The 24,757-nt window shown below is 69.7% G+C and carries 24 protein-coding genes; 7 read left to right on the plus strand and 17 right to left on the minus strand.

What is annotated here, in order from left to right; genetic code table 11:
* Position 1: 1 nt before the first annotated feature.
* Positions 2-1,039 (minus strand): deoxyribose-phosphate aldolase, encoded by a 1,038-nt coding sequence (gene deoC / locus AB4Z18_RS11480; protein ID WP_441782804.1) that lies wholly within the window; start codon positions 1,037-1,039, stop codon positions 2-4.
* Between the two features lie 45 nt (positions 1,040-1,084).
* Positions 1,085-2,053: a sugar-binding transcriptional regulator gene (locus tag AB4Z18_RS11485; RefSeq protein WP_441782805.1), complete on the minus strand. Its 969-nt coding sequence runs from the start codon at positions 2,051-2,053 to the stop codon at positions 1,085-1,087.
* 90 nt (positions 2,054-2,143) lie between these two features.
* Here AB4Z18_RS11485 and AB4Z18_RS11490 point away from each other — a divergent pair, with 90 nt between their 5' ends.
* The gene (locus AB4Z18_RS11490; RefSeq protein ID WP_441782806.1) at positions 2,144-3,112 is read left to right on the plus strand and encodes an ROK family protein; all 969 of its coding nucleotides are present in this window, start codon (positions 2,144-2,146) and stop codon (positions 3,110-3,112) included.
* A gap of 80 nt (positions 3,113-3,192) precedes the next feature.
* Here AB4Z18_RS11490 and AB4Z18_RS11495 read toward each other — a convergent pair whose 3' ends face one another.
* Genes AB4Z18_RS11495 through AB4Z18_RS11520 form a run of 6 tightly spaced genes read right to left on the minus strand, consistent with a single transcriptional unit; the run spans position 3,193 to position 7,889 of the window.
* The gene (locus tag AB4Z18_RS11495; RefSeq protein ID WP_441782807.1) at positions 3,193-4,413 is read right to left on the minus strand and encodes an MFS transporter; all 1,221 of its coding nucleotides are present in this window, start codon (positions 4,411-4,413) and stop codon (positions 3,193-3,195) included.
* A complete protein-coding gene (locus AB4Z18_RS11500; RefSeq protein WP_441782808.1) occupies positions 4,413-5,375 on the minus strand; it encodes a bifunctional riboflavin kinase/FAD synthetase in 963 nt (320 codons plus the stop codon). The genes AB4Z18_RS11495 and AB4Z18_RS11500 overlap by 1 nt, the downstream gene beginning before the upstream one ends.
* Positions 5,372-5,875 carry a hypothetical protein gene (locus AB4Z18_RS11505; RefSeq protein WP_441782809.1) on the minus strand — a complete coding sequence of 168 codons (504 nt, stop codon included), beginning with the start codon at positions 5,873-5,875 and terminating at the stop codon, positions 5,372-5,374. Before AB4Z18_RS11505 ends, AB4Z18_RS11500 begins: the two co-directional genes overlap by 4 nt.
* Before the next feature lie 30 nt (positions 5,876-5,905).
* Positions 5,906-6,274: a hypothetical protein gene (locus AB4Z18_RS11510; RefSeq protein ID WP_441782810.1), complete on the minus strand. Its 369-nt coding sequence runs from the start codon at positions 6,272-6,274 to the stop codon at positions 5,906-5,908.
* Complete coding sequence (gene truB, locus AB4Z18_RS11515; RefSeq protein ID WP_441782811.1) at positions 6,271-7,191, minus strand: tRNA pseudouridine(55) synthase TruB; 921 nt, start codon at positions 7,189-7,191, stop codon at positions 6,271-6,273. The genes AB4Z18_RS11510 and truB overlap by 4 nt, the downstream gene beginning before the upstream one ends.
* Positions 7,188-7,889, minus strand: coding sequence for a TetR/AcrR family transcriptional regulator (locus AB4Z18_RS11520; protein WP_441782812.1), 702 nt, complete (start codon positions 7,887-7,889; stop codon positions 7,188-7,190). The genes truB and AB4Z18_RS11520 overlap by 4 nt, the downstream gene beginning before the upstream one ends.
* 78 nt (positions 7,890-7,967) lie before the next feature.
* Between AB4Z18_RS11520 and AB4Z18_RS11525 the strand changes: the two genes are divergently transcribed.
* The 3 genes from AB4Z18_RS11525 (at position 7,968) to AB4Z18_RS11535 (ending at position 11,632) form a co-directional block, all read left to right on the plus strand.
* Positions 7,968-9,476: a DHA2 family efflux MFS transporter permease subunit gene (locus tag AB4Z18_RS11525; RefSeq protein WP_441782813.1), complete on the plus strand. Its 1,509-nt coding sequence runs from the start codon at positions 7,968-7,970 to the stop codon at positions 9,474-9,476.
* A 156-nt stretch (positions 9,477-9,632) separates the two neighbouring features.
* Positions 9,633-10,640 carry a ketopantoate reductase family protein gene (locus AB4Z18_RS11530; RefSeq protein WP_441782814.1) on the plus strand — a complete coding sequence of 336 codons (1,008 nt, stop codon included), beginning with the start codon at positions 9,633-9,635 and terminating at the stop codon, positions 10,638-10,640.
* A 125-nt stretch (positions 10,641-10,765) separates the two neighbouring features.
* Positions 10,766-11,632 (plus strand): A/G-specific adenine glycosylase, encoded by an 867-nt coding sequence (locus AB4Z18_RS11535; protein WP_441782815.1) that lies wholly within the window; start codon positions 10,766-10,768, stop codon positions 11,630-11,632.
* A gap of 58 nt (positions 11,633-11,690) precedes the next feature.
* On the opposite strand, the gene AB4Z18_RS11540 is transcribed toward AB4Z18_RS11535, so the two are convergent.
* From AB4Z18_RS11540 to nusA, 5 genes are all read right to left on the minus strand, one after another.
* Positions 11,691-11,981, minus strand: a complete 291-nt coding sequence (locus tag AB4Z18_RS11540) for a YciI family protein (protein ID WP_441782816.1) — start codon at positions 11,979-11,981, stop codon at positions 11,691-11,693.
* Between the two features lie 26 nt (positions 11,982-12,007).
* Positions 12,008-12,532, minus strand: a complete 525-nt coding sequence (gene rbfA / locus AB4Z18_RS11545) for a 30S ribosome-binding factor RbfA (protein WP_441782817.1) — start codon at positions 12,530-12,532, stop codon at positions 12,008-12,010.
* Between the two features lie 71 nt (positions 12,533-12,603).
* Positions 12,604-15,411, minus strand: coding sequence for a translation initiation factor IF-2 (infB, locus tag AB4Z18_RS11550; protein WP_441782818.1), 2,808 nt, complete (start codon positions 15,409-15,411; stop codon positions 12,604-12,606).
* Between the two features lie 106 nt (positions 15,412-15,517).
* Entirely contained in the window at positions 15,518-15,769 is a 252-nt protein-coding gene (locus AB4Z18_RS11555; protein ID WP_441782819.1) for a YlxR family protein, read from the minus strand.
* 57 nt (positions 15,770-15,826) lie between these two features.
* On the minus strand, positions 15,827-16,834 hold the full coding sequence (nusA, locus tag AB4Z18_RS11560; RefSeq protein WP_441782820.1) for a transcription termination factor NusA: 1,008 nt from the start codon (positions 16,832-16,834) through the stop codon (positions 15,827-15,829).
* Between the two features lie 109 nt (positions 16,835-16,943).
* Between nusA and AB4Z18_RS11565 the strand changes: the two genes are divergently transcribed.
* The gene (locus AB4Z18_RS11565; protein WP_441782821.1) at positions 16,944-17,735 is read left to right on the plus strand and encodes a DUF1206 domain-containing protein; all 792 of its coding nucleotides are present in this window, start codon (positions 16,944-16,946) and stop codon (positions 17,733-17,735) included.
* Position 17,736: 1 nt separating this feature from the next.
* On the opposite strand, the gene AB4Z18_RS11570 is transcribed toward AB4Z18_RS11565, so the two are convergent.
* From AB4Z18_RS11570 to AB4Z18_RS11585, 4 genes are all read right to left on the minus strand, one after another.
* Positions 17,737-19,710: an ABC transporter ATP-binding protein gene (locus AB4Z18_RS11570; protein ID WP_441782822.1), complete on the minus strand. Its 1,974-nt coding sequence runs from the start codon at positions 19,708-19,710 to the stop codon at positions 17,737-17,739.
* 12 nt (positions 19,711-19,722) lie between these two features.
* Positions 19,723-21,456 (minus strand): ABC transporter ATP-binding protein, encoded by a 1,734-nt coding sequence (locus AB4Z18_RS11575; protein WP_441782823.1) that lies wholly within the window; start codon positions 21,454-21,456, stop codon positions 19,723-19,725.
* Positions 21,447-22,097 (minus strand): TetR/AcrR family transcriptional regulator, encoded by a 651-nt coding sequence (locus tag AB4Z18_RS11580; RefSeq protein WP_441782824.1) that lies wholly within the window; start codon positions 22,095-22,097, stop codon positions 21,447-21,449. Before AB4Z18_RS11580 ends, AB4Z18_RS11575 begins: the two co-directional genes overlap by 10 nt.
* Before the next feature lie 78 nt (positions 22,098-22,175).
* Positions 22,176-23,150 (minus strand): aldo/keto reductase, encoded by a 975-nt coding sequence (locus AB4Z18_RS11585; RefSeq protein ID WP_441782825.1) that lies wholly within the window; start codon positions 23,148-23,150, stop codon positions 22,176-22,178.
* A gap of 323 nt (positions 23,151-23,473) precedes the next feature.
* Here AB4Z18_RS11585 and AB4Z18_RS11590 point away from each other — a divergent pair, with 323 nt between their 5' ends.
* Entirely contained in the window at positions 23,474-23,971 is a 498-nt protein-coding gene (locus AB4Z18_RS11590; protein WP_441782826.1) for a methylated-DNA--[protein]-cysteine S-methyltransferase, read from the plus strand.
* Complete coding sequence (locus AB4Z18_RS11595; RefSeq protein WP_441782827.1) at positions 23,968-24,591, plus strand: DNA-3-methyladenine glycosylase I; 624 nt, start codon at positions 23,968-23,970, stop codon at positions 24,589-24,591. The genes AB4Z18_RS11590 and AB4Z18_RS11595 overlap by 4 nt, the downstream gene beginning before the upstream one ends.
* The last annotated feature ends 166 nt before the right edge of the window (positions 24,592-24,757 follow it).

Below are 24,757 nucleotides of genomic sequence, written 5' to 3' on the forward strand. Positions count from 1 at the left end.
GTCAGTCGATCGTCACGTAGTCGGAGCCGGAGTAGTGCCCGGTGGCCAGCTTCTGGCGCTGCAGCAGCACGTCGTTGAGGAGGCTGGACGCGCCGAACCGGAACAGGTGCGGCTGCAGCCAGCGCTCGCCCACCGTCTCGGCGACCGTCACGAGGTACTTGATGGCGTCCTTGGACGAGCGGATGCCGCCGGCGGGCTTCACCCCGATCTCCTCACCCGAGAGCTGGTGCCAGTCGCGCACCACCTCGAGCATCAGCAGCGTCACGGGGAGGGTCGCAGCGGGCGAGACCTTGCCGGTCGAGGTCTTGATGAAGTCTCCGCCGGCCAGGATGCTGAGCCAGGATGCGCGCCGCACGTTGTCGTACGTGTTCAGCTCGCCGGTCTCCAGGATCACCTTGAGGTGGGCGTAGGTGCCGTCCTCGCGCCGGCAGGCCTCCTTGACGGCGACGATCTCGTCGAAGACCAGGCCGTAGCGTCCCGAGAGGAACGCGCCGCGGTCGATGACCATGTCGATCTCGTCGGCGCCCGCCGCGACGGCGTCCGCAGTGTCGGCGAGCTTCACCTTGAGGGATGCGCGACCGCTCGGGAACGCGGTGGCGACGGCGGCGACGTTCACCCCTCCGGTGCCCCCGGCGCGGCGTACGGCGCCCGCGTGGGCGGCACCAAGCGCCTCCACCGCGTACGGCACCATGTCGCCGTAGACGCAGACCGCGGCGGGCCGCGGGGACGTCAGGTCGGACGGATCCGGGGTGAGCGCCTTGGCGACCAGCGAACGGACCTTGCCGGGGGTGTCGGCGCCCTCCAGCGTGGTGAGGTCGATCAGACCGATGATGGTGTCGAGCGCCCACTTCTTGCTGCTGGTCTTGATGGAGCGGGTGCCGAGGCCGGCAGCGCGCTGCTCCAGGCCGACCGCATCCACACCGGGGATGCCGTTGAGGTAGCGCCGCAGCGACCCCTCGGTGAGGTCGCCGCCGAGCACCTCGACGGCGCGGGACGCCGGCGCGAGCGTGCGCACGGGCGGTGTTGTCTCGATGGTCATGTGTTCCTCCAGGTGTTGCTGAGCCGGTGGGCTGCTGCCGGTGGGCTACTGAGCTGTTGAGCCCGGGGCGTTGCGCCCGAGCAGATCGTTGGCGGTCGCCTCGTCGGTGATGAAGATGGTGCACAGGCCACTCGCGACGACGGCGTGGGCCACGCGGTGCTTGGCCTCGCCGGCGATGACCGCGATGGATGTGCGAGCTGAGCGCAGCTCGTCGAGGCTGAGCCCCAGCGTGCGCGAGTTGAGGTCGGGGTCGGCGACCTGGCCGTCGTCGGTGATGAAGCGCCCGACCACGTCGCCGACGGCGCCCTTCTCGGCCAGCGAGGACACATCCTCGACCGACAGGTACCCGGAGTCGACGTGCACCGAGCTCGTGTCGACGACGCCGGCGCTGAACAGGTAGGCGTTGGCGCTCCGGGCGAGCTCCAGGACGCTCTGCACCGAGCGGTCGGCCTCGATGGCGCGGCGGGTGGCGGCATGCTCGAAGATCGCGGGACTGGGAAGCAGGGTGGCCGTGCCCTGCGCCTTGCGGGCCATGACGACCGCGGTGTCGGCGGCGGCCGTGGCCTGGCGGGTGGAGGAGACGCTCCCGTTGATCTGCACCGGGTTCACCCCGACCGCCCAGCCCGGGCGCAGCCGTGCGGCGACGGCGTGGAGGGTTCGGCCCCAGCTGACGCCGAGCGTGCGCGGGACGGGACGGAGCGTGGTGAGGTAGTCGGCAGCGGCCTGCGCGACCCTCCCCTGTACCTCCGAGTCGGACTCGGCCGCGGGGACGACCACCGCGTCGGCGAGGCCGTAGAAGCCGCAGAGTTCGCGCTCCAGCGAGAACCGCCTGGCGCTGGGGTGCACGATCTCGATGCGCACGAAGCCGTGCTCGCGGGCGGCCACCAAGAGGCGGCCGACCTTCCAGCGGGACACGTTGAGGGCGACGCCGATCTCATCCTGCGTCTTGCCGGCCTCGTAGTACAGTTCCGCGGCTTTGACGGCGAGGATCTCGTCCGAATCGTTCAGGGCCACCTCTCCAGCTTAGGAAGGGGTGCTCGTCGGAGCAACAAGTGTGTGGCGACTGCTCAAATGAGCAGTCGCGGTTTCGTTTATCGTTGGGGCGTGCCCACAGACGCTCTCGCCTCCTCCGCTGCCGTCCCGTACGTCCTCGCCGTCGACTTCGGCGGCACCAAGGTCGAAGCGGCCCTGGTGGATGCGGACGGGCGGCTCGTCGAAGGGTCCCGCGACCGCCGCCCCACCGGGCGCACCGCCACGGTGCCCGATCTCGAGGCCTCCGTCGGCGGCGTCGTGCGCGCCGCGTACGCCTCCCTCCCGGCCGGCGGCACCGTCATCGGCATCGGCATCGGCAGCGCCGGACCCATCGACCGCCAGCGTGGGCTGGTCTCACCGTTGAACGTGCCGCATTGGCGCGACTACCCGATGCGCGACTTCGTCGCCGGGGTCGCGGCCGAGCTCGGGCTCGACGTTCCCGTCACCCTCGAGATGGATGGCGTGGCGATCACCATGGCCGAGCACTGGGTGGGCGCCGCGCAGGGCGTCGACAACGTCATGGGGATGGTCATCTCGACCGGGATCGGCGGCGGCCTCATCGTCGACGGCCGCGTGATCACCGGCCCGACCGGCAACGCCGGGCACATCGGGCACGTCGAGGTCGGGGACATCCGGGGCGAGGACACCTTCGGCAACCCGTACGCGCTGGAGGCCATGGCGTCCGGGCCGCACACCGTCGCCTGGGCGCGGCAGCACGGGTTCACCGGCGGAACCGGCGAGGAGCTCGCCGCCGCCTACGCCGCCGGCGACGCGGTCGCGGCCGAGGCGATCGCCCGCACCGGGACCGCAGTGGGCCACGCGATCGCGTCCGCGACCGCGCTGCTCGACCTGGAGCTCGTCGCCATCGGCGGCGGCTTCTCGCACTCCACACCCGACCTCTTCGACCACATGCGTGCGGTGATCGACAACCACTACTTCCCGTTCGTGCGCAAGGTGCGGATCGTCCCGTCCGCCCTCTCGTCCGAGGGCCCGCTCATCGGGGCCGCCGCGCTCATCCACCGCGCGCACCTTCTCCCCTAGCAAGCCAACAGCTCCTTAGTTTTTCGCACGAATCGCCACGAATCGCCCGAAAAACTAAGGAACTGATTGCGTGGGCGGAGCTAGTCCTCGAGGTAGCGGGGGCGGGCGGCGACGGCACCGGCGACGGCGGCGGCCAGGGCGGTGCCGGTCAGGACGACGAGCGGCAGCGTCCACGAGCCGGTGACCTGGTGGAGCACGCCGACCGCGAGCGGCCCGAGCGCACCGAGGGTGTAGCCGAGACCCTGCGTGAAGCCGCTGAGCGCGACGGAGCCCGCGTGCGTCCGCGTGCGCATGTTGATCAGCACGAGGCAGAGCGGGAAGAGCAGCGGGCCGAGACCTGCGAGCGACACCCACAGCCACGTCGCGGTCGCCGGGATGAAGATCAGTCCGAGGTAGCCGAGGATGAAGAACGCGACGCCCGCATAGATCAGCACGGAGACGTTCCGCATCCGGGAAGCGAGCAGCGGGACGAGCAGCCCGGCCGGTATGCCCATCGCGGCATACACCGAGAGCAACGCCCCGGCATCCAGCGGCGGGACCCCGGCTATGTCGTGCAGGATCTCCGGCAGCCAGGCGAACATCGCGTACGCGTTGAGGCTCGACACCGCGAACAGCACCGCCATGGCCCACGCCAGCGGCGAATGCCACACCCGGCCCGCCATCGCCGGCTGCGCCTTCTCGACCTCGACGTCGCTGTCGGGATGCGCGGGTCGATGCGTGATCAGGATGCGGAGCCACGGCAGGATCGCCAGCACGCTGACGAGCGCCCACATCCCGACCGACACGTGCCAGCCGGCCGCATCGGCGACCGGGACCGCGACGAGCGGCGGCAGCAGCGTGGAGACCGACATCACGGTCGCGTACAGCGAGGTGACGAGCCCGATGCGGTCGGGGAAGTACCGCTTCACCAAGGGCGGCAGCAGCACGTTGCCGACGCCCATCCCGGCGAACGTCACCGCCGATCCGATGGCCAGCACGGCGAACGAACCGGCGGTCGCACGGAGGAGGTCTCCGGCGAGTATCACCCCGAGCGAGATCACGACCAGCGTCTCGAGAGTCAGGCGCCGGGTGAACGACGGAGCGATCAGGCCGAACACGGCGAAGCACACCGGTGGCAGCATCCCGAGCAGTCCGACGCCGATGCTCGACACCTCGAAGTCGGTGCGGATCTCGGCGAAGATCGGCGACAGGGCGGCGACCGCGGTGCGGAGGTTCGCCGCGATGAGCAGGATGCCGACCAGCGCGATGGCGCGCCCGCGCCACAGGGGCCGCGCGGCCGCGGCCGCGTCTGCTCCCGCCATCAGGAGAGCTCGTCCGCGCCGGCGGAGCGCTCGGCGCCGAGGATGCGCCGCGCCTGCACGACGTCGTCCGCGATCTGGGCGATCAGCGGCTCGATGCCGGTGTACGCGACCATCCCGCGAATCCGCTCGAGGAAGGACACCTCCACGGTGTGGTCGTACAGGTCGAGTTCGCGGTCGAGAACGTACGCCTCGACCTGCTTGTGCGGCACACCCTCGAAGGTCGGGTTGTTGCCGACCGAGATGGCCGCCGGGTACCGCTCCCCCGCATCGGTGAGCCAGCCCGCGTACACGCCGTCGGCGGGGATGAGGCCCTCCGACTCCGGCGACAGGTTTGCGGTCGGGAAGCCCAGTTCGCGTCCGCGCGCCGCGCCGTGCACGACGAGCCCGCGCACGGTCGGCGCCGAGCCGAGCAGTTCGGTCGCGTGGCCGACGTCGCCGTCGGCCAGCAGCTCACGGATCCACGTCGACGACACCCGGCGGCCGTGCTCCGGCCGTACGTCGTCGATGAGCTCCACCTCGAAGCCGTACGTCTCGCCGAGCCGGCGCAGCATCGCCACATCGCCCGCGCCGCGCGCTCCGAAACGGAAGTCGCTGCCGACGAGCACCGCCGCCGCGTGCAGCCGGTCGACCAAGATGCGGTGGACGAACCCCTCGGGGTCGAGGCCCGCGAGGGCCCGGTCGAAGGCCACCATGAGTGTCGCATCCACCCCGGTCGCGGCCAGCAGGTCGAGCTTCTGCGCGTTGCTGACGAGCGACGGCGGGCACTTCTCGGGCGCCAGCACCTCCAGCGGATTGCGGTCGAAGGTGATGATCGTGGAGGTGAGCCCCCGCTCGGCGGCCACGGCGCGTAGCCGGTCGATCACCGCGCGATGCCCGGTGTGGACGCCGTCGAACTTGCCGATGGTGACCGCGCTCGGCCCCCACCCGTCGGGGATCTCGGAGACGGAGTGGAAGACCCTCACGACGCCGCACCTGCCGGAGCCTCGGCCGCAGCCTCTTCGACCGGGGGGTGGCTGCGCAGCCACAGCATCCCGAGCACCGGAAGCACCAGCGGGATGAAGAGGTAGCCCATCCCGTACACCGACCACACCGTGGCGTCGCGGCCGAACGGGTCGATGTCGTGCAGGCCCAGCACCGCCGGCGCGAACAGGCTAAGGCTGCCGATGATCAGAACGCCGGCCAGCTCGAAGCTGATGGTGATCCACGCGACGCGATACCAGACCCGGCCCGGCGCGATCAGCGCGATCGTGGCGACGATGTACACGACCGCCGCTAGCGCGGACAGCGTGAACGCCACCGGCGCCTCACCGTACCGGTCGATGATCTGGAAGACGCTGCGCCCGGTGGCCGCCAGCGCGAGCACGCCGTAGACGAAGACGAGCACCCGGCCCACCCCCGACATCCGCCGTCGCGGGGAGGACGGGTCGTGGTTCGTGCGCGCGGACATGGTGTGGTGGGACATCGCCTTCGATTCTATTTGCGTCCGCGACCCTCAGGCGCCCTGCACGAACCAGATCTGCCCCATGCGGTACACCATGACCGCGATCGCGAGGCAGACGCCGCCGAGGATGACCGTGCTCCACCGGTTGCGCTCGATCAGCGCCCAGAAGCCGCCGGCGAGCGGCAGGATGATCGCCGAGATCAGGTAGATGTAGAACTCGGCGAGGCTGCCGGAGGGCGGATTGCCCACCGCCGGCGCGACGATCGCGATGACCAGCTGGACGAGCAGCAGCAGCTCGACCAGCGCGACGGCGCCCATCGACACATCGCCCGGGAGCCGCCCGGCAAGCCCCAGCACGATGCAGAGGAGTCCGGCGGCGCAGGCCACGACGACCTGCACGGTGGTGAACCACTCGATCATGCGGTGCCCGCCGGGCCGACCGCTTCGTCCGTGGGGAAGTTCACGAGGGTCCTGGCTTCCTTTCCGCGGAACTCGATCAGTCCCACCAGCGTTCCGGTCGGCGCGATCGCAGCGACCGGCTCACCGCCCGGCCCTTCCCAGTCGGCGATGTGGATGCGGCGCCCGTGCGTCAGGTCGATCGCCTGCTGCTCGGTCAGCTCCAGCCGCTCGAAGAGCCGGCCGGCGGCGTCCGCGGCCGGCACCAGCGCGGCCTCCGCGTCGAGCGTAGCGAGGTCGTGGGCATCGCGCACATGGTAGGCGCCGACGCGGGTGCGCCGCAGGGCGCTGAGGTGCCCGCCGACGCCGAGGCCGGCCCCGAGGTCGCGGGCGAGAGAGCGGATGTACGTGCCCGATGAGCAGACGACCCGCACATCCAGATCGATCGCGCCCGTGTCGCGGCGGATACTGATCAGTTCGAACTCCGACACAGTGACGGCGCGTGGCCGCAGCTCCACCTGCTCGCCGGCGCGGACCCGGGCGTACGCCCGCTTGCCGTCGACCTTGATGGCGCTGACCGAGCTCGGAACCTGCTCGATCTCGCCGGTGAGGCGCGCGATGCCGGCGCGGATCGCCTCCTCGGTCACCGCATCCAGGTCGCTCTGCGCCGCCGGGGCCAGCAGGTCGCCTTCCGCGTCGTCGGTTGTGGATGCCGCCCCGAGCCGGATGGTCGCCAGATACTCCTTGTCCGCACCGACGATGTATGTCAGCAGGCGGGTGGACGAGTTGATGCCGAGGATGAGCAGACCGGTCGCCATCGGGTCCAGCGTTCCCGCATGGCCGACCTTGCGGGTGCCTGCAGCCCGGCGGACGCGGGAGACGACGTCGTGACTGGTCATCCCTCCCGGCTTGTCGACGAGGATCAGGCCGCTGCCGGTCACGCGACCGTCCCTGTCGCGCTGCGCTCGCCCTCGACCCGTCCGTTCTCAGCAGACACGTGCAGCACCAGGTCGAGCTTCGTACGGAAGGTGCACTCCAGCAGTTCCGTGGCGGCCTCGTCGCGCCCGTACTCCTCCGGCAGCCGCAGTCCCAGCAGGGTGTTCAGCAGCATCCCCTCGGCGAGGAAGGAGCGCACCTCCTCCGGAGCGAAGCCCGCTTCGTCGCGCAGGAGGCGGTAGATGGCCAGGAAACCGTCCCGGGCCTTGCCGCCGATCGTCGGCTCCTGCCCCATGCTGAAGGCCTGCATGAGCGAGAGCAGCAGCCCGCGGTCCTCGATAAGGTTCACGTAGGCGAGGCCCAGGCGGCGGCCGATCTCGCCGTGCGAACCGGGCAGGGGTGAGGTGCCTGGGCCGGTCGGGGCGGCCGGCGATCCGTCGGCCTTCCACTGCTCGATCGTGCCCGTGAAGGCGACGAGCAGGCGGTCGAGGGATCGGCTCAGCACGCCGACGAAGAGGTTCTCCTTGCCGCCGAACATCCGCACCACATACGGCTGGCTGATGCCCGCCGCCTTGGCGATCTGGTCGGTGGTCGCGCCGAAGTAACCGCGCTCGCCGAAGACCCGGCTGGCGGCTTCGAGGATCTGCTCCCGGCGCTCGGCCGAGGGGATCCTCTCGCTGATCTTGTCCGTCACGCTTGACATGTTATCAGTCGATTACTAGTGTCAGCTCTTGTAATCATCCGATAACCACATTTCGACCCACACTCTTGGAGGCGTGCAATGTCCGCTCCCGTCACCACCGGCGCCGGCACCCGCCGAGCGACCGCCCGGCGCATCCCGGTCTGGCTGGCGATCGTCGCCGCCTCGTTGCCGATGTTCATGGCGACGCTCGACAACCTCGTCGTCACCAGCGCCCTCCCCGTCATCGCGAAAGACCTCAGCGCCTCCATCGAAGAGCTGCAGTGGGTCGTCAACGCCTACACGCTGACCTTCGCCACCCTCATGCTGATGGCGGTCGGCCTCGGCGACCGGCTGGGGCGCCGCTCGGTGTTCCTCGCCGGCATCGCCGTCTTCACGCTCGCCAGCGCCGCGGCGGCGCTGTCGACCGAGCCCTGGCAGTTGATCGGCGCGCGGGCGATCCAGGGTGTCGGCGCTGCAGCGCTGCTCCCCCTTTCGTTGACGCTGCTCGCCGGCAGCGTGAGCGAGCGGCTCCGGCCCGCGGCCATCGGCATCTGGGGCGGGATCTCGGGCCTCGGTGTCGCCCTTGGCCCGCTGATCGGCGGCGCGGTGGTCGAGGGATGGAACTGGCAGGCGATCTTCTGGCTCAACGTCCCGCTCGGCGTCATCGCCGTTCCTCTGGTGCTCTTCGCACTGCCCAACAGTTTCGGCGCACGCGTCCGCGCCGACATCGTCGGTCTGTTGCTCGCCGCCCCGGGTGTGCTCGGCGTGGTCTGGGCCATCGTCCGCGGCAACGACGCGGGATGGGGCAGCGCCGAGGTGCTCGTCCCCCTCATCGCGGGTGCCGCGCTGCTGGTCGCCTTCGTGATCTGGGAGTCGCGGGCGGCCGCCCCGCTGCTCCCCTTGCGGCTCTTCCGCGATCGCAGCTTCACGGTGGCCAACCTGGTCGGTGTCACCTTCAGCTTCGGAATCTTCGGTGCGATCTTCATCCTGATCCAGTTCCTCCAGGTCGTGCAGGGCCACACCCCGCTCGAGGCCGGTGTGATGACGATGCCGTGGACGCTCGCGCCGATGGTCGTGGCGCCGCTGACCGGACTGCTGTCGTCGCGGACGGGGACCCGCCTCCCGGTCGTCGTCGGGCTCGTCCTCCTCGCCGTCTCGATGGGATGGATCGCGGCGACCCTGTCCGCCACGCTCCCCTACTCGCAGATGTGGCCGCCGTTCCTGCTCGCCGGCATCGGCATGGGACTCGTGTTCGCTCCCAGTTCGACGGCAGTGCTCGCCAACATGCGGCCCGCCGACCACGCGAAGGCGTCCGGCACCAACTCCACGCTCCGCGAGGTCGGAGTCGCGCTCGGCGTGGCCGTGCTGACCGCGGTATTCACCGGAGCGGGCGGAACGCTCACCCCGACCGGATACGTGGATGCGGCCGTGCCGGCCGTGTGGGTCGGCGCGAGTGTGCTGGCCGCCGCCGCCGTGATCGCGCTGGCGCTGCCCGGCCGGCGTGCCGCTGCACGGCTGGCCGCCGCGGCCGCTGCGCCGGCAACCCCGGCCGAGGCCGCCGTCGACGCCCTCGCCACGGCAGAGCCGGCGCCGGTCCTCGCCGACTGACCTCACACCTCCGTCCAGTTGACACGACACGCGGTCAGCGCACCTGCGCCGACGGCGTGTCGCGTCAACTCCGGAGGCCGGCGAGGCCAGGCCCGGCGTGTCGCGTCCACTCGCGCGCGGCCGGCGACGCCAGGCCGGGCGATTAGGCTGGAACGCGTGCGAATCGGCGTGATCGGAGCGGGAGCCATCGGCGGCACCATCGCAGCACTCCTCGACCGCGTCGGTCATCTGGTCGAGGTGACGGCGCGCGGCGAGCAGCTCGCGGCGATCCGCGACGAGGGCCTGCGGCTCGACGGAGGCTGGGGCACGCACACCACGCGGGTCACCGCCGCGGAGACGCTCCAGACGCGTCCCGAGCTCGCCTTCGTGTGCACCAAGGCTCAGGATGCGCCGGCGGCCATTCGCGCCAACGCGCCACTGCTGGACGGGATCACCGTGGTGATCGTGCAGAACGGCCTGGCCGGGCTGCGCGAGGCCGAGCAGCTGCTGCCGGGGTCCGCGTGCGTCGGCGCCCTCGCGCTGTACGCCGCCAGCTACCTCGCGCCCGGACGGGTCTCGGTCACCACCACCGCGAATACATACCTCGGCGCCGGGGACGGCCCGCCGCCCCCAGCCGCGGTGGAGGCTGCACGCATCCTCGACGGCGCCATGCCCGCCTTCGCCATCGACAACTTCACCGGCGCGCAGTGGACCAAGCTCATGGTGAACCAGATCAACGCCCTCCCCGCGATAACAGGACTCAGTGCGCAGGCGGTGCTCGGCGACCGGCGGCTGCGGCCCATCGTCACGGCGAGCCTGCAGGAGGCCACCCGGGTCGGCTACGCCCGCGGCGTGCGCTACGGCAGCATCCAGGGCCTCGACGATCGCATCCTCCGCGTCGTCGCCCGCGCTCCCCGCTGGGCCGCTCAAGCGGTGCCGCTGATGATGAAGCGGCGCATGGGTTCTACTCCGAATCCCGGCTCGACGCTGCAGAGCATCCGCCGGGGGCAGCCGACCGAGATCGACTACCTCAACGGTGCCGTAGTGGATGAGGCGCGCACGGCAGGCGTCGAGGCGCCGGTCAACGCGGCGATCACGCAGCTGGTCCACGAGGTGGAGCGTGCGGGTGCGTTCTACACACCCGACGAGGTCGCCGAGCGGATGCGGCCGTTGCTCGCCGCCTGAGGCCCGTCGCTGCGCTGTCCGGCTCAGTCGATCGGCTCGATGCGCAGCGGCAGCGCCTGCACGCGCGGCGTCGGCGGAAGCATCATGCGACGAGCAGAGGCCCCGGCACCGGTTAGCCTCGATGCATGCACGACTTCGCCGCGACGGTGGTGGACTGGTACCACGCGAACCGGCGCGACCTGCCGTGGCGGCGCGACGGCTTCACGGCGTGGGGCACGCTCGTCAGCGAGTTCATGCTGCAGCAGACGCCGGTGAGCCGGGTCATCCCCCGGCTGGAGGAGTGGCTGACGCGCTGGCCGACACCGGCGGACCTCGCCGCCGTTCCGCCCGGCGAGGCAGTGCGTGCCTGGCAGTCGCTCGGCTACCCGCGGCGGGCGCTGTGGCTGCACGCCGCCGCCGTCGCGATCACCGAACGTCACGGCGGTGTGGTGCCGGACGATGTGAATGCGCTGCTCGCGCTCCCCGGCGTCGGCGACTACACCGCGCGCGCCGTGGCGGTGTTCGCCTACGGCGACCGGCATCCCGTCGTCGACACCAACATCCGCCGCGTCATCTCCCGGGCCGTGGACGGTCAGGCGGAGCCCGGGCCGCCCAGTGCGAAACGGGACCTCGCCGCCATGGAGGCGCTGCTGCCCGACGACCGCCCGGCCGCTGCCGCCTTCAACGCAGGAATGATGGAGCTCGGCGCGATCGTCTGCGTCGCCCGGTCGCCGCGCTGCGACCAGTGCCCGATCGCTGCGCGGTGCGCCTGGCGTCAGGCGGGCTATCCGGCGTACGCCGGTCCGCGCAAGTCGGTGCAGAAGCGCTACGAGGGCAGCGACCGGCAGGTGCGCGGTCGCATCCTCGCCGAACTGCGCGCATCGCACATCCCCGTCAGTGCCGTCGAGCTCGAAAGCGTGTGGCCGGACGCAGCACAGCGCGACCGCGCCCTCGCGGGACTCGTGGCGGACGGCCTGGCCGTCGCGTCCCAGGGCGGCTACACGCTGCCCTGACCGTGAGGTGCGCGCAGGTGCGCGCGACACGCCGTGTGCCGGCGCACCTGCGAGCACCTCACGAAACGGAGAAGACCAGAGGGTCCCAGTCGAGGATGCGGGACCGGTACACGAGCCCCTCGGTCACGAACGGGTCGCCCTCGCGGAAGCGCTCGGCGGCCTCCCTCGATCGGAAGATCGCCATCGATCCCTGCGTCGCCGGGTCGCCGAACGTGCCGATCATGAGCACCTCGCCGCCCTTCGCGAAGTCGTCGAGGTAAGCCCTGTGGCGGGGATAGGTCTCCACCAGTCGCTGGAAGTGCTCGGGACCCGCGGCCGGGTCGGCATCGTAGAACGAGACGGCGTACATGCCGTCAGCTTAGGGTCGGGATGCGCTCAGCGCTCCGACTGCGTGCTCTCGTCCTCGTCGGCGTCGTCCGCGCCGGCGTCATCTGCGTCGGCGTCGGCCTCGTCGTCCTCGTCCTCGTCGTCCTCATCGAAGTCCCGCGGCTTGACGTACGGGTCCTCGTCGCCGGCATATGCGGCGCTCGCGGCGAGTCCCGCCACCTCGGTGTCGCGCTCGCGCGCCTCTCGCAGCAGGCCTTCGATGTGGGCCGCGTTCTCGGGGATCGCGTCCAGCTGGAACGCCAGCGTCGGCGTCAGCCGGGCGGTGATGTTCTTGCCGACCTCACTGCGCAGCATCCCCGTCGCCGCAGCGAGGGCCGCAGCGCTGTCCTCGCGCTCCTGCTCGGTGCCGTACACCGTGTAGAAGACGGTGGCGTGCTGCAGGTCGCCGGTCACCTGGACGTCCGTGATGGTCACGAATCCCAGGCGCGGGTCGCGCAGACCGCGGTCGAGCCGCTTGGCGACGATCTCCTTGATTCTGTCCGCGAGCTTCCTCGCGCGAGCCGGATCAGCCATCATTCACTCCTCACTCGTGGTGGAAGCCGAAGGCCCGGCGGGTCACCCGCCGGGCCTTCGGTCCGTTTAGCTCAGACGCGCGGCTTCTCGCGAAGCTCGGTCGTCTCGATCTCATCACCGATCTGGATGTCGTTGTACTTCCCGAGACCGATACCGGCCTCGAAGTCGGTACGGACCTCGGTGACGTCGTCCTTGAACCGGCGCAGCGACTCGATCGCCAGGTTGTCGCCCACCACGACGCCGTCGCGGATGACCCGCGCCTTCGCGTTGCGGGTGATCGTCCCGGAGCGAACGATGACACCGGCGATGTTGCCGAACTTCGAGGAGCGGAACACCTCGCGGATCTCGGCGACACCGGACTGGACCTCTTCGAACTCGGGCTTGAGCATGCCCTTGAGCGAGTTCTCGATGTCCTCGATGGCGTTGTAGATGACCGAGTAGAAGCGGACATCCACACCCTCGCGGGCTGCACGCTCGCGCGCCTTCACGTCCGGGCGGACGTTGAAGCCGATCACGATCGCGTTGTCGATGGTCGCCAGGTCGATGTCCGACTCGGTGATGGCGCCGACGCCGCGGTGCAGGATGCGGAGCGAAACCGAGTCGTCGACCTCGATCTTCATGAGCGACTCCTCCAGCGCCTCCACGGCACCGGACACATCGCCCTTGATGATGAGGTTGAGCGCCTCGACCTTGCCCTCTTCCAGAGCACGGGTGAAGTCCTCGAGCGAGATGCGCTTGCGGGCCTTGGCCAGCTGGGCGTTGCGCTCGGCGGCTTCGCGCTTCTCCGCGATCTGACGAGCGGTGCGGTCCTCCTCGGTGACGATGAAGACGTCGCCGGCGCGCGGAACGCTGGAGAGACCCTGCACCTGCACCGGACGGGACGGCGCAGCCTCGAGCACGGCGTCGCCGTTCTCGTCGGCCATCGCACGGACACGTCCGTAGGCGGTGCCTGCGACGATCGAGTCGCCGACGCGCAGCGTTCCGGACTGGATGAGCACGGTCGCGACAGCGCCGCGGCCCTTGTCGAGCTTCGCCTCGATGGCGATGCCTCGCGCATCCTTGTTCGGGTTGGAGCGCAGGTCGAGACCCGCATCGGCCGTGAGCAGCACCGCGTCCAGGAGGTCCTGGATACCGATGTCGTTCCGGGCAGACACGTCGACGAACATGACGTCGCCGCCGTACTCCTCCGCCACCAGACCGAACTCGGTGAGCTGCTGGCGCACCTTCGCCGGGTTGGCATCCGGCTTGTCGATCTTGTTGACCGCGACCACGATCGGCACGTTGGCCGCCTGGGCGTGGTTCAGCGCCTCGATGGTCTGCGGCATGATGCCGTCGTCCGCCGCGACCACGAGGATCGCGATGTCGGTGACCTGCGCACCACGAGCACGCATGGCGGTGAACGCCTCGTGACCCGGGGTGTCGATGAAGGTGATGGCACGCTCGATGCCCTCGTGCTCCGTCCACACCTGGTACGCACCGATGTGCTGGGTGATGCCGCCGGCTTCTCCCGCAACGACGTTCGCGTTGCGGATGGCGTCGAGGAGGCGCGTCTTACCGTGGTCGACGTGACCCATGACGGTGACGACCGGGGGCCGGATCTCGAGGTCTTCGTCGGACTCGTCCGCAAGCTCGGCGTCGAGGTCGATGTCGAAGCCCTCCAGGAGCTCCTTGTCCTCGTCCTCCGGCGACACGACCTGGATCTTGTAACCCAGTTCCTCGCCGAGCACCTCGAAGGTGGCCTCGTCGAGCGACTCGGTCGCGGTCGCCATCTCGCCCAGGTGGAAGAGGACGGTGACCAGCGACGCGGGGTTCGCGTCGATCTTGTCGGCGAAGTCGGAGATGGATGCGCCTCGGCGCAGCCGCACGACGGTGTTGCCGTCGCCGCGGGGTACGCTCACGCCACCCAGCGACGGGGCCTCCCGCATTTCGAATTCCTGGCGCTTCGCGCGCTTCGACTTGCGGGCCTTGCTCTTGCCGCCACCGCGACCGAAGGCACCTGCGGTGCCGCCGCCGGGCCCACGACCGCGACCGCCGCCACCACCGGGGCGCGGACCGCCGAAGCCGCCGCCGGGCCGCTGGAAGCCGCCCGCCGTGCCTGCTCCGGCACCGCCGCCGCTACCGGGGCGCTGCTGGAAGCCGGGACGGCCTCCGCCGCCACCCGGACGCTGTCCGCCCGGGCGGTTGCCGCCGCCACCCTGACCGGGCGCGCCGATGCGCGGGGCACCGGGGCGCGGCGGGGTGGGACGCGGAATGTTGCCGGGCGAGGGACGCTGTCCCATGCCCTGCGACGACGAGAAGGGGTTGTTGCCGGGTCGCGGAGTGCGCTGGCCCATCCCCTGGTTCGACGAGTACGGGTTGTTGCCCGGGCGCGGGGCGCTCGGACGCGGGATGCTGCTGCTGCCGCCGGGGCGCGGCGATGCCGGCTTGACGGCGTCGGGCGTGGCGGGCTTCTCGGCACCAGCAGTGCTGGCGGCGCTGGCAGCGGCCTTCTCGGCCGCCTTCTCTGCCGCAGCCTTCTCGGCCGCAGCCTGACGCTCGGCGACCGACATCGGTGCGACGGGCTTCGGCCCGGCGTCTGCCTCGGCCTCGGCCTCGACTGGCGCAGCGGCCTGAGCGGCCTGCGGGCGCGGCGCGGCGGGGCGCGGCGACTGGGCGGGGGCCTTCGGCGCGGACGCGGTCGCCTTGTCGGCGGCCGGCTTGCCGGAGCCCGAGTGCCCTTCGGCCTCCAGCGCAGCACGCAGCTTGCGTGCTACCGGGGGCTCGATGCTGGAGGACGGTCCCTTGACGAACTCGCCCATCTCCTTGAGTTTCGCGAGCGCGACTTTACTGTCGACGCCGAGCTCGCTCGCGACCTCGTGTACGCGTGGTTTTGCAGCCACAATTCTCCTGTCTGGGGGCCCACCCCCGGACAGGGGCAGGCGTTAGTTGTGGACGGATCTCATTTCGAGCCGCTCATCGGTTGTCACTCATGTGAAGTCAACTTCTTCAGCCTGTTCTCATAATTTGCGACCGGATGGCCGCGGTGCCGAGTGGTCCTTCCACGCGAAGCGCCCGCCCGAAGGCCCGGCGCTTCACCGCGAGGTCGAGACACCCGTCGACCGGATGCAGCCACGCACCCCGCCCCGGAAGTGTGGCGGAAGGATCCACCACGAGTTCAGATTCCTGGGCGACGACCCTCAGAAGAGAGGACCGGGGAGCGCGAGAACGGCATCCGACGCACGTTCTGACGGGTTCCATCTTACTCCTCTTGGGACCGGTCGCCGAACGAAGCTGATCAGGGGATGGTGTGCCTGCTCAGTCTCGGTCCAGAATCGAATCCGGCTGGATGTCGATCTTCGCGCCCGTCAGCTTCGCGGCGAGGCGGGCGTTCTGCCCCTCCTTGCCGATGGCGAGCGACAGCTGGTAGTCGGGAACGAGCGCGCGCACGGCCTTCAGCGACTCGTCGATGACGAACGCGCTGGTCACCTTCGCCGGCGACAGGGCGCTCGAAACGAAGGTCGCGAGGTCCGGCGAGTAGTCGACGATGTCGATCTTCTCGTTGTTCAGTTCCGCGGTGACTGCACGGACGCGCTGCCCGAGCTCGCCGATGCAGGCGCCCTTGGCGTTCACACCGGGCTCGGTCGCGCGCACCGCGATCTTGGTGCGGTGCCCGGCCTCGCGGGCCAGCGACACGATCTCCACGACGCCGCTCGCGATCTCCGGCACCTCGAGGGCGAAGAGCTTGCGGACGAGCGCCGGGTGCGTACGCGACACGGTGATCGACGGCCCCTTCGGGCCCTTGCTGACGCTCGTGACGTACACGCGGATGCGGGACCCGTGGGTGTACTCCTCGCCGGGGACCTGCTCCTCGGGAGGCAGGATCGCCTCAACGGTGCCGAGGTCGACGTGGATCATCCGGGGGTTCGGCCCCTGCTGGATGACGCCCGCGACGATGTCGCCCTCGCGCCCGCGGAACTCGCCGAGCACGGCGTCGTCGGCGATGTCGCGCAGCCGCTGGTTAATGACCTGCTTCGCGGCGAACGCCGCGATACGGCCGAAGTCGCTGGGGCTGTCCTCGGCCTCGCCGATGACGTTGCCCTCCTCGTCGAGTTCGGGCACGTAGACGGTGACATGCCCCGTCTTGCGGTCCAAGTGCACCCGCGCTGCCGGCGGCTGGTCGGTGTGACCGTGACGGTGATCGGCCTGGTTCGTGTGCTTCAGGTAGGCGGTCAAGATCGCCTGCTCGATGATCTGCACCAGCTCATCGAAGGGGATCTCCTTCTCGCGCTCCATGAGACGCAAGACGCTGAGGTCGATGTCCATGCCGGCCTCCTCTATTCAGATCTCGCCATCGCGCGACGGGCGCGACGGACTCAGTCCTCTACGGTACCCGAGATTCCGGAACGCGTGTACGCCGGGTACCGTTCCTGCCATGACCTCCCCCAGCCGGGCCGCATCCCGCGTCGAACGCCAGCCCGCCGTCCGCGTCCTCGCGCGCGTCGGACTCGCCGCCATCGGCGTCCTGCACATCCTCATCGGGGCGATCGCCCTCGCCGTCGCGTTCGGTTCGGGCGGCAGTGCCGACCAGTCCGGCGCGCTCCAGGCGCTGGTGGCCGTGCCGGGCGGTCTGTTCGTGCTGTGGGCCGTCATCGTCGGCCTGATCTTCCTCGCCGCGTGGCAGGTGCTGCAGGCCATCACCGCTCACAAGCGCGGTGAGAAGCTCATCGAGGTCGTCAAGTGCGTCGTCTACGCGGCACTCGCCGGCATCGCGATCTCGATCGCCCTGGGCGGCCGCAAGGATGCCTCGTCGTCGGAGAAGTCGATGAGCGCCCAGCTGCTCGCGGCTCCCGGCGGTGTGTTCCTGCTGGCCGCGATCGGTCTCGGGATCGTCGCGACGGGCGTCGTCTTCATCGTCAACGGAGCCACCCATCGCTTCGAGCGCGATCTGCGCCTCCCGCCGAACCGCTGGGCGACCGTCACGACCATGCTCGGCCGGGTCGGCTACATCTCCAAAGGGGTCGCCCTGATCATCGTGGGCGGCCTCGTCGTGTTCGGCGCGGTCACCTCCGACGCTGAGAAGGCCGGTGGGCTGGACGGCAGCCTGAAGGCGCTGACCGAGGTGCCGTTCGGCGTGTTCCTGCTCATCCTCATCGCCCTCGGGCTGATCGCGTACGGCGTGTTCTGGTGCGTCCGCGCCTACGCCTCACGGCTCAAGGAGGCGTGACCTACTCGCTGGCCGCCCCCGCGAACTGCGCGTTGTAGAGCGAGTAGTACGCGCCGCCGCGGGCGAGAAGCTCCGCGTGCGTCCCCTGCTCGACGATGCGACCGGCCTCCATCACCAGGATGAGGTCGGCGTCGCGGATCGTGGACAGCCGGTGCGCGATCACGAAGGACGTGCGGTCCGCGCGCAGCACGCTCATCGCCTTCTGCACCAGGAGCTCTGTCCGCGTGTCGACCGACGAGGTCGCCTCGTCCAGGATGAGCACACTCGGCCGCGCCAGGAACGCCCGCGCGATCGTCAACAGCTGCTTCTCGCCCGCCGAGATGTTCGATCCCTCGTCGTCGAGGATGGTGTCGTAGCCGTCGGGCAGCGAACGCACGAACCGGTCCACGTGGGTCGCGCGTGCCGCGTCGACCAGCTCCTCCTCGGTCGCGTCGGGCCGGCCGTAGAGGATGTTGTCGCGGATCGTCCCCTTGAACAGCCAGGTGTCCTGCAGCACCATGCCCATCCGTGCCCGCAGGTCGTGCCTCGTCATTGTCGCGATGTCGACGCCGTCGAGCGTGATGCGTCCGCCGTCGAGTTCGTAGAACCGCATCATCAGGTTGACGAGGGTGGTCTTCCCCGCGCCGGTGGGACCGACGATCGCGACCGTCTGGCCCGGCTGCGCGACCAGCGACAGGTCCTCGATCAGCGGCGTCTCCTCGACGTAGCGGAACGAGACGTCCTCGAACGCCAGCAGGCCCTTGGTGCCCTGCGGGTTCTCCGGCTCGGCCGGGTCCGAGGACTGCTCGTCCGCATCCAGCAGCTCGAAGACACGCTCCGCGCTGGCGACGCCCGACTGCAGCAGGTTCGCCATGGATCCCAGCTGGGTCAGCGGCTGCGTGAACTGCCGCGAGTACTGGATGAAGGCGGTCACATCGCCCAGCTGCATCGCCCCGCTCGCGACCTGCAGGCCGCCGACCACGGCGATCGCGACGTACATCAGGTTTCCGACGAACATCATGGCCGGCATGATGATGCCCGAGATGAACTGGGCGCCGAAGCTGGCCTGGAACATCTCCTGGTTCTTCGATCGGAAGCGGGCCTCCACCTCGCGGTGCCGTCCGAACACCTTGACCAGCGAGTGGCCGGTGAAGGCCTCCTCGATCTGGCCGTTGAGCTCGCCGGTGTGCCGCCACTGGGCGACGAACAGCTTCTGCGAGCGCTTCGCGATCACGGTGGTGATCAGCAAGGTCAGCGGGATGGTGATGAGCGCGATCACGGCGAGCAGCGGCGAGATGACGAACATCAGCACGACCACGCCGACCACGGTCAGCAGGGAGGTGAGCAGCTGGCTCATCGTCTGCTGCAGCGACTGCGAGATGTTGTCGATGTCGTTGGTGACGCGGCTGAGGAGCTCACCGCGCTGCATCCCGTCGAAGTACCTCAGCGGGAGACGGTGGAGCTTGTCCTCCACGTCCGACCGGAGGCGGTACACCGTGCGCTGGGTGACGCCGTTGAGCACGTACGCCTGCAGGTAGCTGAACACCGAGGACAGCACGTAGAGGGCCAGCACCCAGAGCAGCGTCTGCCCGACTGCCGTGAAGTCGATGCCCGCGCCCGGCGTGAACGTGGTGCCCGAGAGGAGGTCTGCGAACTGCGTCTCGCCTTTCGCACGCACCGCGGCGATGGCCTGCTCCTGCGTGATCCCCTTCGGGAACTGCAGCGACAGGGCGCCGGCGAACACCAGGTTGATCGCGTTGCCCAGCAGCTTCGGTCCGAGCACCGCGAAGGTGACGGACACGACCGCGAGCAGGCTCACCGCGGACAGCGCGAGCCACTCCGGGCGGAGCCTGCCGAGCAGCCGCTTGGCGCTCGGCCCGAAGTTCATGGACTTCTGGACGGGCATCATCATCCCGCCGAACGGCCCACCGCCGCCGGGGCCGCGCCGCACGGGCGGGCCTGGGGGCCGGACCGGTTCTGTCGTCTTCTCGCTCATCCCGTCGTCTCCCTACGCCGCATCCTGGGCGGCGAGCTGCGACGACACGATCTCCGCGTACGTCGCATTGCTCTCCACGAGTTCGTCGTGCGTCCCCCGGCCGACCACCTGGCCGTCCTCCAGGACGATGATCTGGTCGGCATCCACGATGGTGGACACGCGCTGCGCGACGACGACCATCGTCGCGTCGGCCACGTCGCGCGCCAGCGCCGCCCGAAGGCGGGCGTCGGTCGCGGTGTCGAGCGCCGAGAACGAGTCGTCGAACACGTAGATCTCGGGCTTGCGGACCAGCGCCCGCGCGATCGCCAGGCGCTGTCGCTGGCCGCCCGAAACGTTGGTGCCGCCCTGCGAGATCGGGGCCTCGAGCTTCTCGGGCATCGCCTCGACGAAGTCGCGCGCCTGCGCCACCTCCAGCGCGTGCCAGAGCTCGTCGTCGGTGGCGTCCGGGTTGCCGTAGCGCAGGTTCGACGCCACCGTTCCTGAGAACAGGTACGGCTTCTGCGGCACGATGCCGATGCGGGACCACAGCACCTCGGGATCGAGGTCGGCCACATCCACTCCGTCGACCAGGACGATTCCGCTGGTCGCATCGAACAGGCGCGGGATGAGGTTCACCAGCGTCGTCTTGCCCGCGCCCGTGCTGCCGATGATCGCCGTGGTCTTACCGGCCTCGGCCAGGAAGGTCACGTCGGTCAGGACCGGGTTCTCGGCGCCGGGGTACGAGAAGCCGACGTCGACGAACTCCACGGTGCCATGCGCCTGCACCTCTGTGACGGGTCGCTCGGGCATCCGGACCGACGTCTCGGTTCCGAGCACCTCGCCGATGCGGTCGGCGCAGACCGACGCGCGCGGCACGATCATCGCCATCATCGTCGACATCATGACGCCCATCAGGATCTGCATGAGGTACTGCAGGAACGCCGTCAGCGTGCCGATCTGCAGCGACCCCTCCTGGACGCGGAACGAGCCGAACCAGATCACGGCGACGCTCGACACGTTCAGCACCAGCATCACGATCGGGAACATCAGAGCGAAGAGGCGGCCGGCCCTCAGCGCCGTGTCGGTGACCTCATCGTTGGCGGTGCGGAACCGGCGGGTCTCGACATCCTCGCGCACGAACGCCCGCACGACGCGCATCCCGGTCAGCTGCTCGCGCAGCACCCGGTTGACGCGGTCGATCCTGTCCTGCATCCGGCGGAACAGCGGCACCATGCGCGAGATGATGATGCTCACGGCGATCAGCAGGGCCGGGACGCTGACGGCGATCAGCCACGACAGGTCGATGTCCTGCTGCATCGCCAGCACGATCCCGCCGATGGCCAGGATGGGCGCGGCGACGAGCAGCGTGCAGGTCATCATGACCAGCATCTGCACCTGCTGGACGTCGTTCGTGTTGCGGGTGATCAGGGAGGGTGCGCCGAACGACGACACCTCGCGTTCGCTGAACTCGCCGACACGGTGGAAGATCGCCTCGCGCAGATCGCGGCCGACCAGCATCGCGACCTTCGCGCCGAAGTACACGGCGGTGATCGCGCACGCGACCTGGACGAGCGTCACACCGAGCATCTCGGCGCCCACCGCCATGATGTAGCTGGTGTCGCCCTTGGCGATGCCGTTGTCGGTGATGGCCGCGTTGAGGGTGGGCAGCCAGAGCGAGAGCAGCGCCTGCGCCAGCTGGAAGACGACCACCCCGATCAGGAGCGGCCAGTGCGGCCGGAGGAACCGGCCGAGCAGTTTCAGGAGCATGATGCCTCCGTGGACGAGGACGAGGACGGGCTTGGGGTGGGATCGGGGACGAGCGGTGAGGTGCCGGCGACACCGAGCAGCGTCATCCTGGCGAGGTCGTCGATGCTGAACTCGATGCCCTCGTTGAGCGCAGGGAAGGCGGACGAGAAGCTGATCAGCCGAAGCAGGTGCGCCACTCGCTCCGGCGGCCAGTTGAGCTCGTGCGCCTCCGGCTCCAGGATGTGCGCGATGATCCGCGCGAACTCCCCCCGCTCCTGGGGGACGGGCGGGCGCTCGGGGCCGATCACCGACATGATGCGCATCACGCTATGAAAGCGTTCGCGCAGCAGGTAGAGGATCGCGCGAACTTTGTGCTCCAGCGGAAGCGCAGGGTCGATGCTGCGCAGGGCCTCGCGTAGCGGCTCCGGGTCGAGGTACTTCTCGATCGCGGCCTGGACGAGCGTCTCCTTGTCGCCGAAGGCGCGGAAGATGGTGCCCTCGGCGATGCCCGCGGCCTCGGCGATCTGCCGGGAGGTCACTCCGCGCCCGTGCTCGAGCAGCAACGGGATGACGGCGTCGACGATCATCGCCTGGCGGTCTTCCGCGGCCATCGGCTGGGCTCGCGTTCTCGGCGCGTCCTCTGTGAGGGAGTCCTCGGTCACGCGCCTACTATAGGCGGAGTGAGTGCTCACTCACAAGGATTTGGTCCTGATTTCAGGACCGGCTTTACCGTCCTGTATTCAGGACTCCTCGGTGGCGAAGATCTTCGAGATCGCGTCCACCTCATCCTGAGTCGGGCTCCACGCCGTGGCCGCGTCGGCGTTGGCGACGATCTGCTCCGGCTTCGTCGCGCCGGCGATCACGCTGGTGAGCCCGGGCTGGGCGAGCAACCACGCGAAGGTCGCGGCGAGCATCGTGACGCCGCGCTCGTCGCAGAACGCCTGGTACCGCTCCACGCGGTCCCAGGGCGCGTTGTCGAGCAGGTGCTTGCGGGTGTGCATGATGCGGCTATCGGCAGGGCCGCCCTCCCGGGTGAACTTGCCCGTGAACAGGCCGTTGTACAACGGGAAGAACGGGAGGAAGCCCAGGCCGTACCGGTTCACGGCCGGGAGCACCTCGCGCTCGGCGTCGCGCGCCAAGAGGCTGTACTCGTTCTGAGCCGAGATGAACTTCGGATGCTCGTTCAGCCGGGCGGTGAACTCCGCTTCTGCGATCTCCCATCCACTCAGGTTGGAGTGCCCGATGTAGCGGATCTTGCCCTCGGCGATGAGGTCGTCCAGCGTCTCCAGCGTCTCCTCGATGGGGGTGATGCCGTCGGGCCGGTGCAGCTGGTAGAGGTCGATCCAGTCGGTGCGCAGGCGGCGCAGGGAGCTCTCCACCGCCAGGCGGATGTAGCGGCGGGAGGCGCGCGCGCCCCACTCGGGACCGTTCACTCCGGCCATGTCCATCCCGAACTTGGTGGCGAGCACGATCCGGTCGCGCTTGCCCTCGAGCGATTTGCCCATCAGCGTCTCGGAGAGTCCGCGCTCCTTGCCGTAGATGTCGGCCGTGTCGAACAGGGTCACGCCCGCGTCGATCGCGGCGCCGATGACGGCGTCCGTGCCCTCCTGCGTCTCGGTCGCGGTGTCCTTCCGGCCGAAATTATTACAGCCGAGTCCGACGGTGGAGACGACGAGTCCGGAGGGTCCGAGGGTGCGGTATTCGATGGTGGCCATACTCTCGAGTCTAGGCACGACCGCCGCCGGCTTGCCCTGGATGGTGCCCAGTGAGGCGGCCATCGCGTGTGGATTTCGTCGGTGAAGAGGCCAGGGATCTCCGACCGGACGCGGTGGGGATGGAGTTCTGACGGGTACTGGCCGGAATCTCCTTCCCGGGCCGCGAAATTTCCGACGGAACGCAGCGGGATCTTCGACAGGAGGCAGCACATTTCAGCGCGCGATGCACCGGATAACCGTCCCCAGGCTCGAAGCTCACCGAGTTATCCCCCGATGTCCGATTCCCGCGAGTGCCCGTCGGTGGTGCGTCCTAGAGTCGACCCATGAGCAGTTCTTTCGCCTATCTCCTTCGCACCACGAGCCCCATCGGCCGGCTTGAGCTGACCAGCGACGGCACGGCCGTCACGTCGCTCTCCATCGAGCGGGCCGGCAACCTGCCACTCGAAGACCACCCAGAACGCAGTACGCCCGTGCTCGACGACGCGGCGGCGCAGCTGGGCGAGTACTTCGCAGGATCCCGCCGGTCGTTCGAGGTGCCGGTGCGGTTGCAGGGCACGCCCTTCCGCCAGGCGGTGTGGGAGCGACTCGCCGCGCTCGAGTACGGCACCTTCGTGTCGTACGGCGAGCTCGGCGCATCCCTCGGGCACGCGGGCTACGGCCGGGCGATCGGGGGCGCCGTCGGGGCGAATCCCGTGCCGATCATCGTCGGCTGCCACCGCGTGCTCTCCTCCAGCGGGCGGGTGACGGGCTACAGCGGCGGCGACGGCATCCCGACCAAGCTGTGGCTGCTGGAGCACGAGGGGATCCTGCTGGCCGCATGAGCGAGACGACGACACCGGCACGATCGGCGCTCGTCGTCGGCGACGACGGCCTGGCGCGGTGCTCCTGGTCGGCGAGCGACCCGGAGTATCGCCGCTACCACGACGAGGAGTGGGGCCGGCCGCAGCACGACCCTCGGGCGCTCTACGAGAAGCTCTGTCTCGAAGGATTCCAGGCGGGGCTCTCCTGGATCACCATTCTCCGAAGGCGACCGGCGTTCCGGGAGGTGTTCCTCGGGTTCGAGCCGGAGCGGGTCGCGGCGATGACCGAGACGGACGTGCAGCGGCTGCTTCAGGATGCGCGCATCATCCGACACCGCGGCAAGATCGAGGCGACCATCTCGAACGCCCGGGCGGTACTCGCGCTCGACGTGCCGCTCGAAGAGCTGATGTGGAGCTTCGCGCCCGATCCGCGCGCCGAAGGTCGGCCGCAAGAGTGGGGCGAGATCCCGGCCGTCACGACCGAGTCCACTGCACTCAGCAAGGAACTGCGCCGACGCGGCTTCCGATTCGTCGGGCCGACCACGATGTACGCCCTGATGCAGGCGACCGGGATGGTCGACGACCACTTCGAAGGGTGCTCCGCGCGTAGAGCGCCAAATCGAGGTCGACAGCGCCTGTGACGCTGTCGGCTCCGATGCTTGCGGAGAGAACCGAGAGAGTCGGGCCGGCGGCGGAAAATGGCTCCGACGACGGATCTCGCTGGTGAGGGTTCTACCGCTCGTGCCCGACCGCAGGCGGAATCTTGGTGCCTCACACTCCGACGTGGGAAACGGCGCATGGGGATGA

The sequence above is a fragment of the Leifsonia sp. 2TAF2 genome (assembly GCF_052115085.1).
In the GTDB taxonomy this organism is placed as follows: Bacteria; Actinomycetota; Actinomycetes; order Actinomycetales; family Microbacteriaceae; genus Leifsonia.

What these genes read in the sequence shown, in the direction of transcription:
- AB4Z18_RS11505 (WP_441782809.1), bottom strand. Translation starts at nt 5,875, where the DNA reads ATGTCCCACCACACCATGTCCGCGCGCACGAACCACGACCCGTCCTCC.
- AB4Z18_RS11565 (WP_441782821.1), top strand. Translation starts at nt 16,944, where the DNA reads ATGACCTCCCCCAGCCGGGCCGCATCCCGCGTCGAACGCCAGCCCGCC.
- deoC (WP_441782804.1), bottom strand. Translation starts at nt 1,039, where the DNA reads ATGACCATCGAGACAACACCGCCCGTGCGCACGCTCGCGCCGGCGTCC.
- AB4Z18_RS11520 (WP_441782812.1), bottom strand. Translation starts at nt 7,889, where the DNA reads ATGTCAAGCGTGACGGACAAGATCAGCGAGAGGATCCCCTCGGCCGAG.
- AB4Z18_RS11535 (WP_441782815.1), top strand. Translation starts at nt 10,766, where the DNA reads ATGCACGACTTCGCCGCGACGGTGGTGGACTGGTACCACGCGAACCGG.
- AB4Z18_RS11555 (WP_441782819.1), bottom strand. Translation starts at nt 15,769, where the DNA reads ATGGAACCCGTCAGAACGTGCGTCGGATGCCGTTCTCGCGCTCCCCGG.
- rbfA (WP_441782817.1), bottom strand. Translation starts at nt 12,532, where the DNA reads ATGGCTGATCCGGCTCGCGCGAGGAAGCTCGCGGACAGAATCAAGGAG.
- AB4Z18_RS11590 (WP_441782826.1), top strand. Translation starts at nt 23,474, where the DNA reads ATGAGCAGTTCTTTCGCCTATCTCCTTCGCACCACGAGCCCCATCGGC.
- AB4Z18_RS11495 (WP_441782807.1), bottom strand. Translation starts at nt 4,413, where the DNA reads ATGGCGGGAGCAGACGCGGCCGCGGCCGCGCGGCCCCTGTGGCGCGGG.
- AB4Z18_RS11570 (WP_441782822.1), bottom strand. Translation starts at nt 19,710, where the DNA reads ATGAGCGAGAAGACGACAGAACCGGTCCGGCCCCCAGGCCCGCCCGTG.
- nusA (WP_441782820.1), bottom strand. Translation starts at nt 16,834, where the DNA reads ATGGACATCGACCTCAGCGTCTTGCGTCTCATGGAGCGCGAGAAGGAG.
- AB4Z18_RS11540 (WP_441782816.1), bottom strand. Translation starts at nt 11,981, where the DNA reads ATGTACGCCGTCTCGTTCTACGATGCCGACCCGGCCGCGGGTCCCGAG.
- AB4Z18_RS11595 (WP_441782827.1), top strand. Translation starts at nt 23,968, where the DNA reads ATGAGCGAGACGACGACACCGGCACGATCGGCGCTCGTCGTCGGCGAC.
- AB4Z18_RS11575 (WP_441782823.1), bottom strand. Translation starts at nt 21,456, where the DNA reads ATGCTCCTGAAACTGCTCGGCCGGTTCCTCCGGCCGCACTGGCCGCTC.
- AB4Z18_RS11525 (WP_441782813.1), top strand. Translation starts at nt 7,968, where the DNA reads ATGTCCGCTCCCGTCACCACCGGCGCCGGCACCCGCCGAGCGACCGCC.
- AB4Z18_RS11585 (WP_441782825.1), bottom strand. Translation starts at nt 23,150, where the DNA reads ATGGCCACCATCGAATACCGCACCCTCGGACCCTCCGGACTCGTCGTC.
- AB4Z18_RS11510 (WP_441782810.1), bottom strand. Translation starts at nt 6,274, where the DNA reads ATGATCGAGTGGTTCACCACCGTGCAGGTCGTCGTGGCCTGCGCCGCC.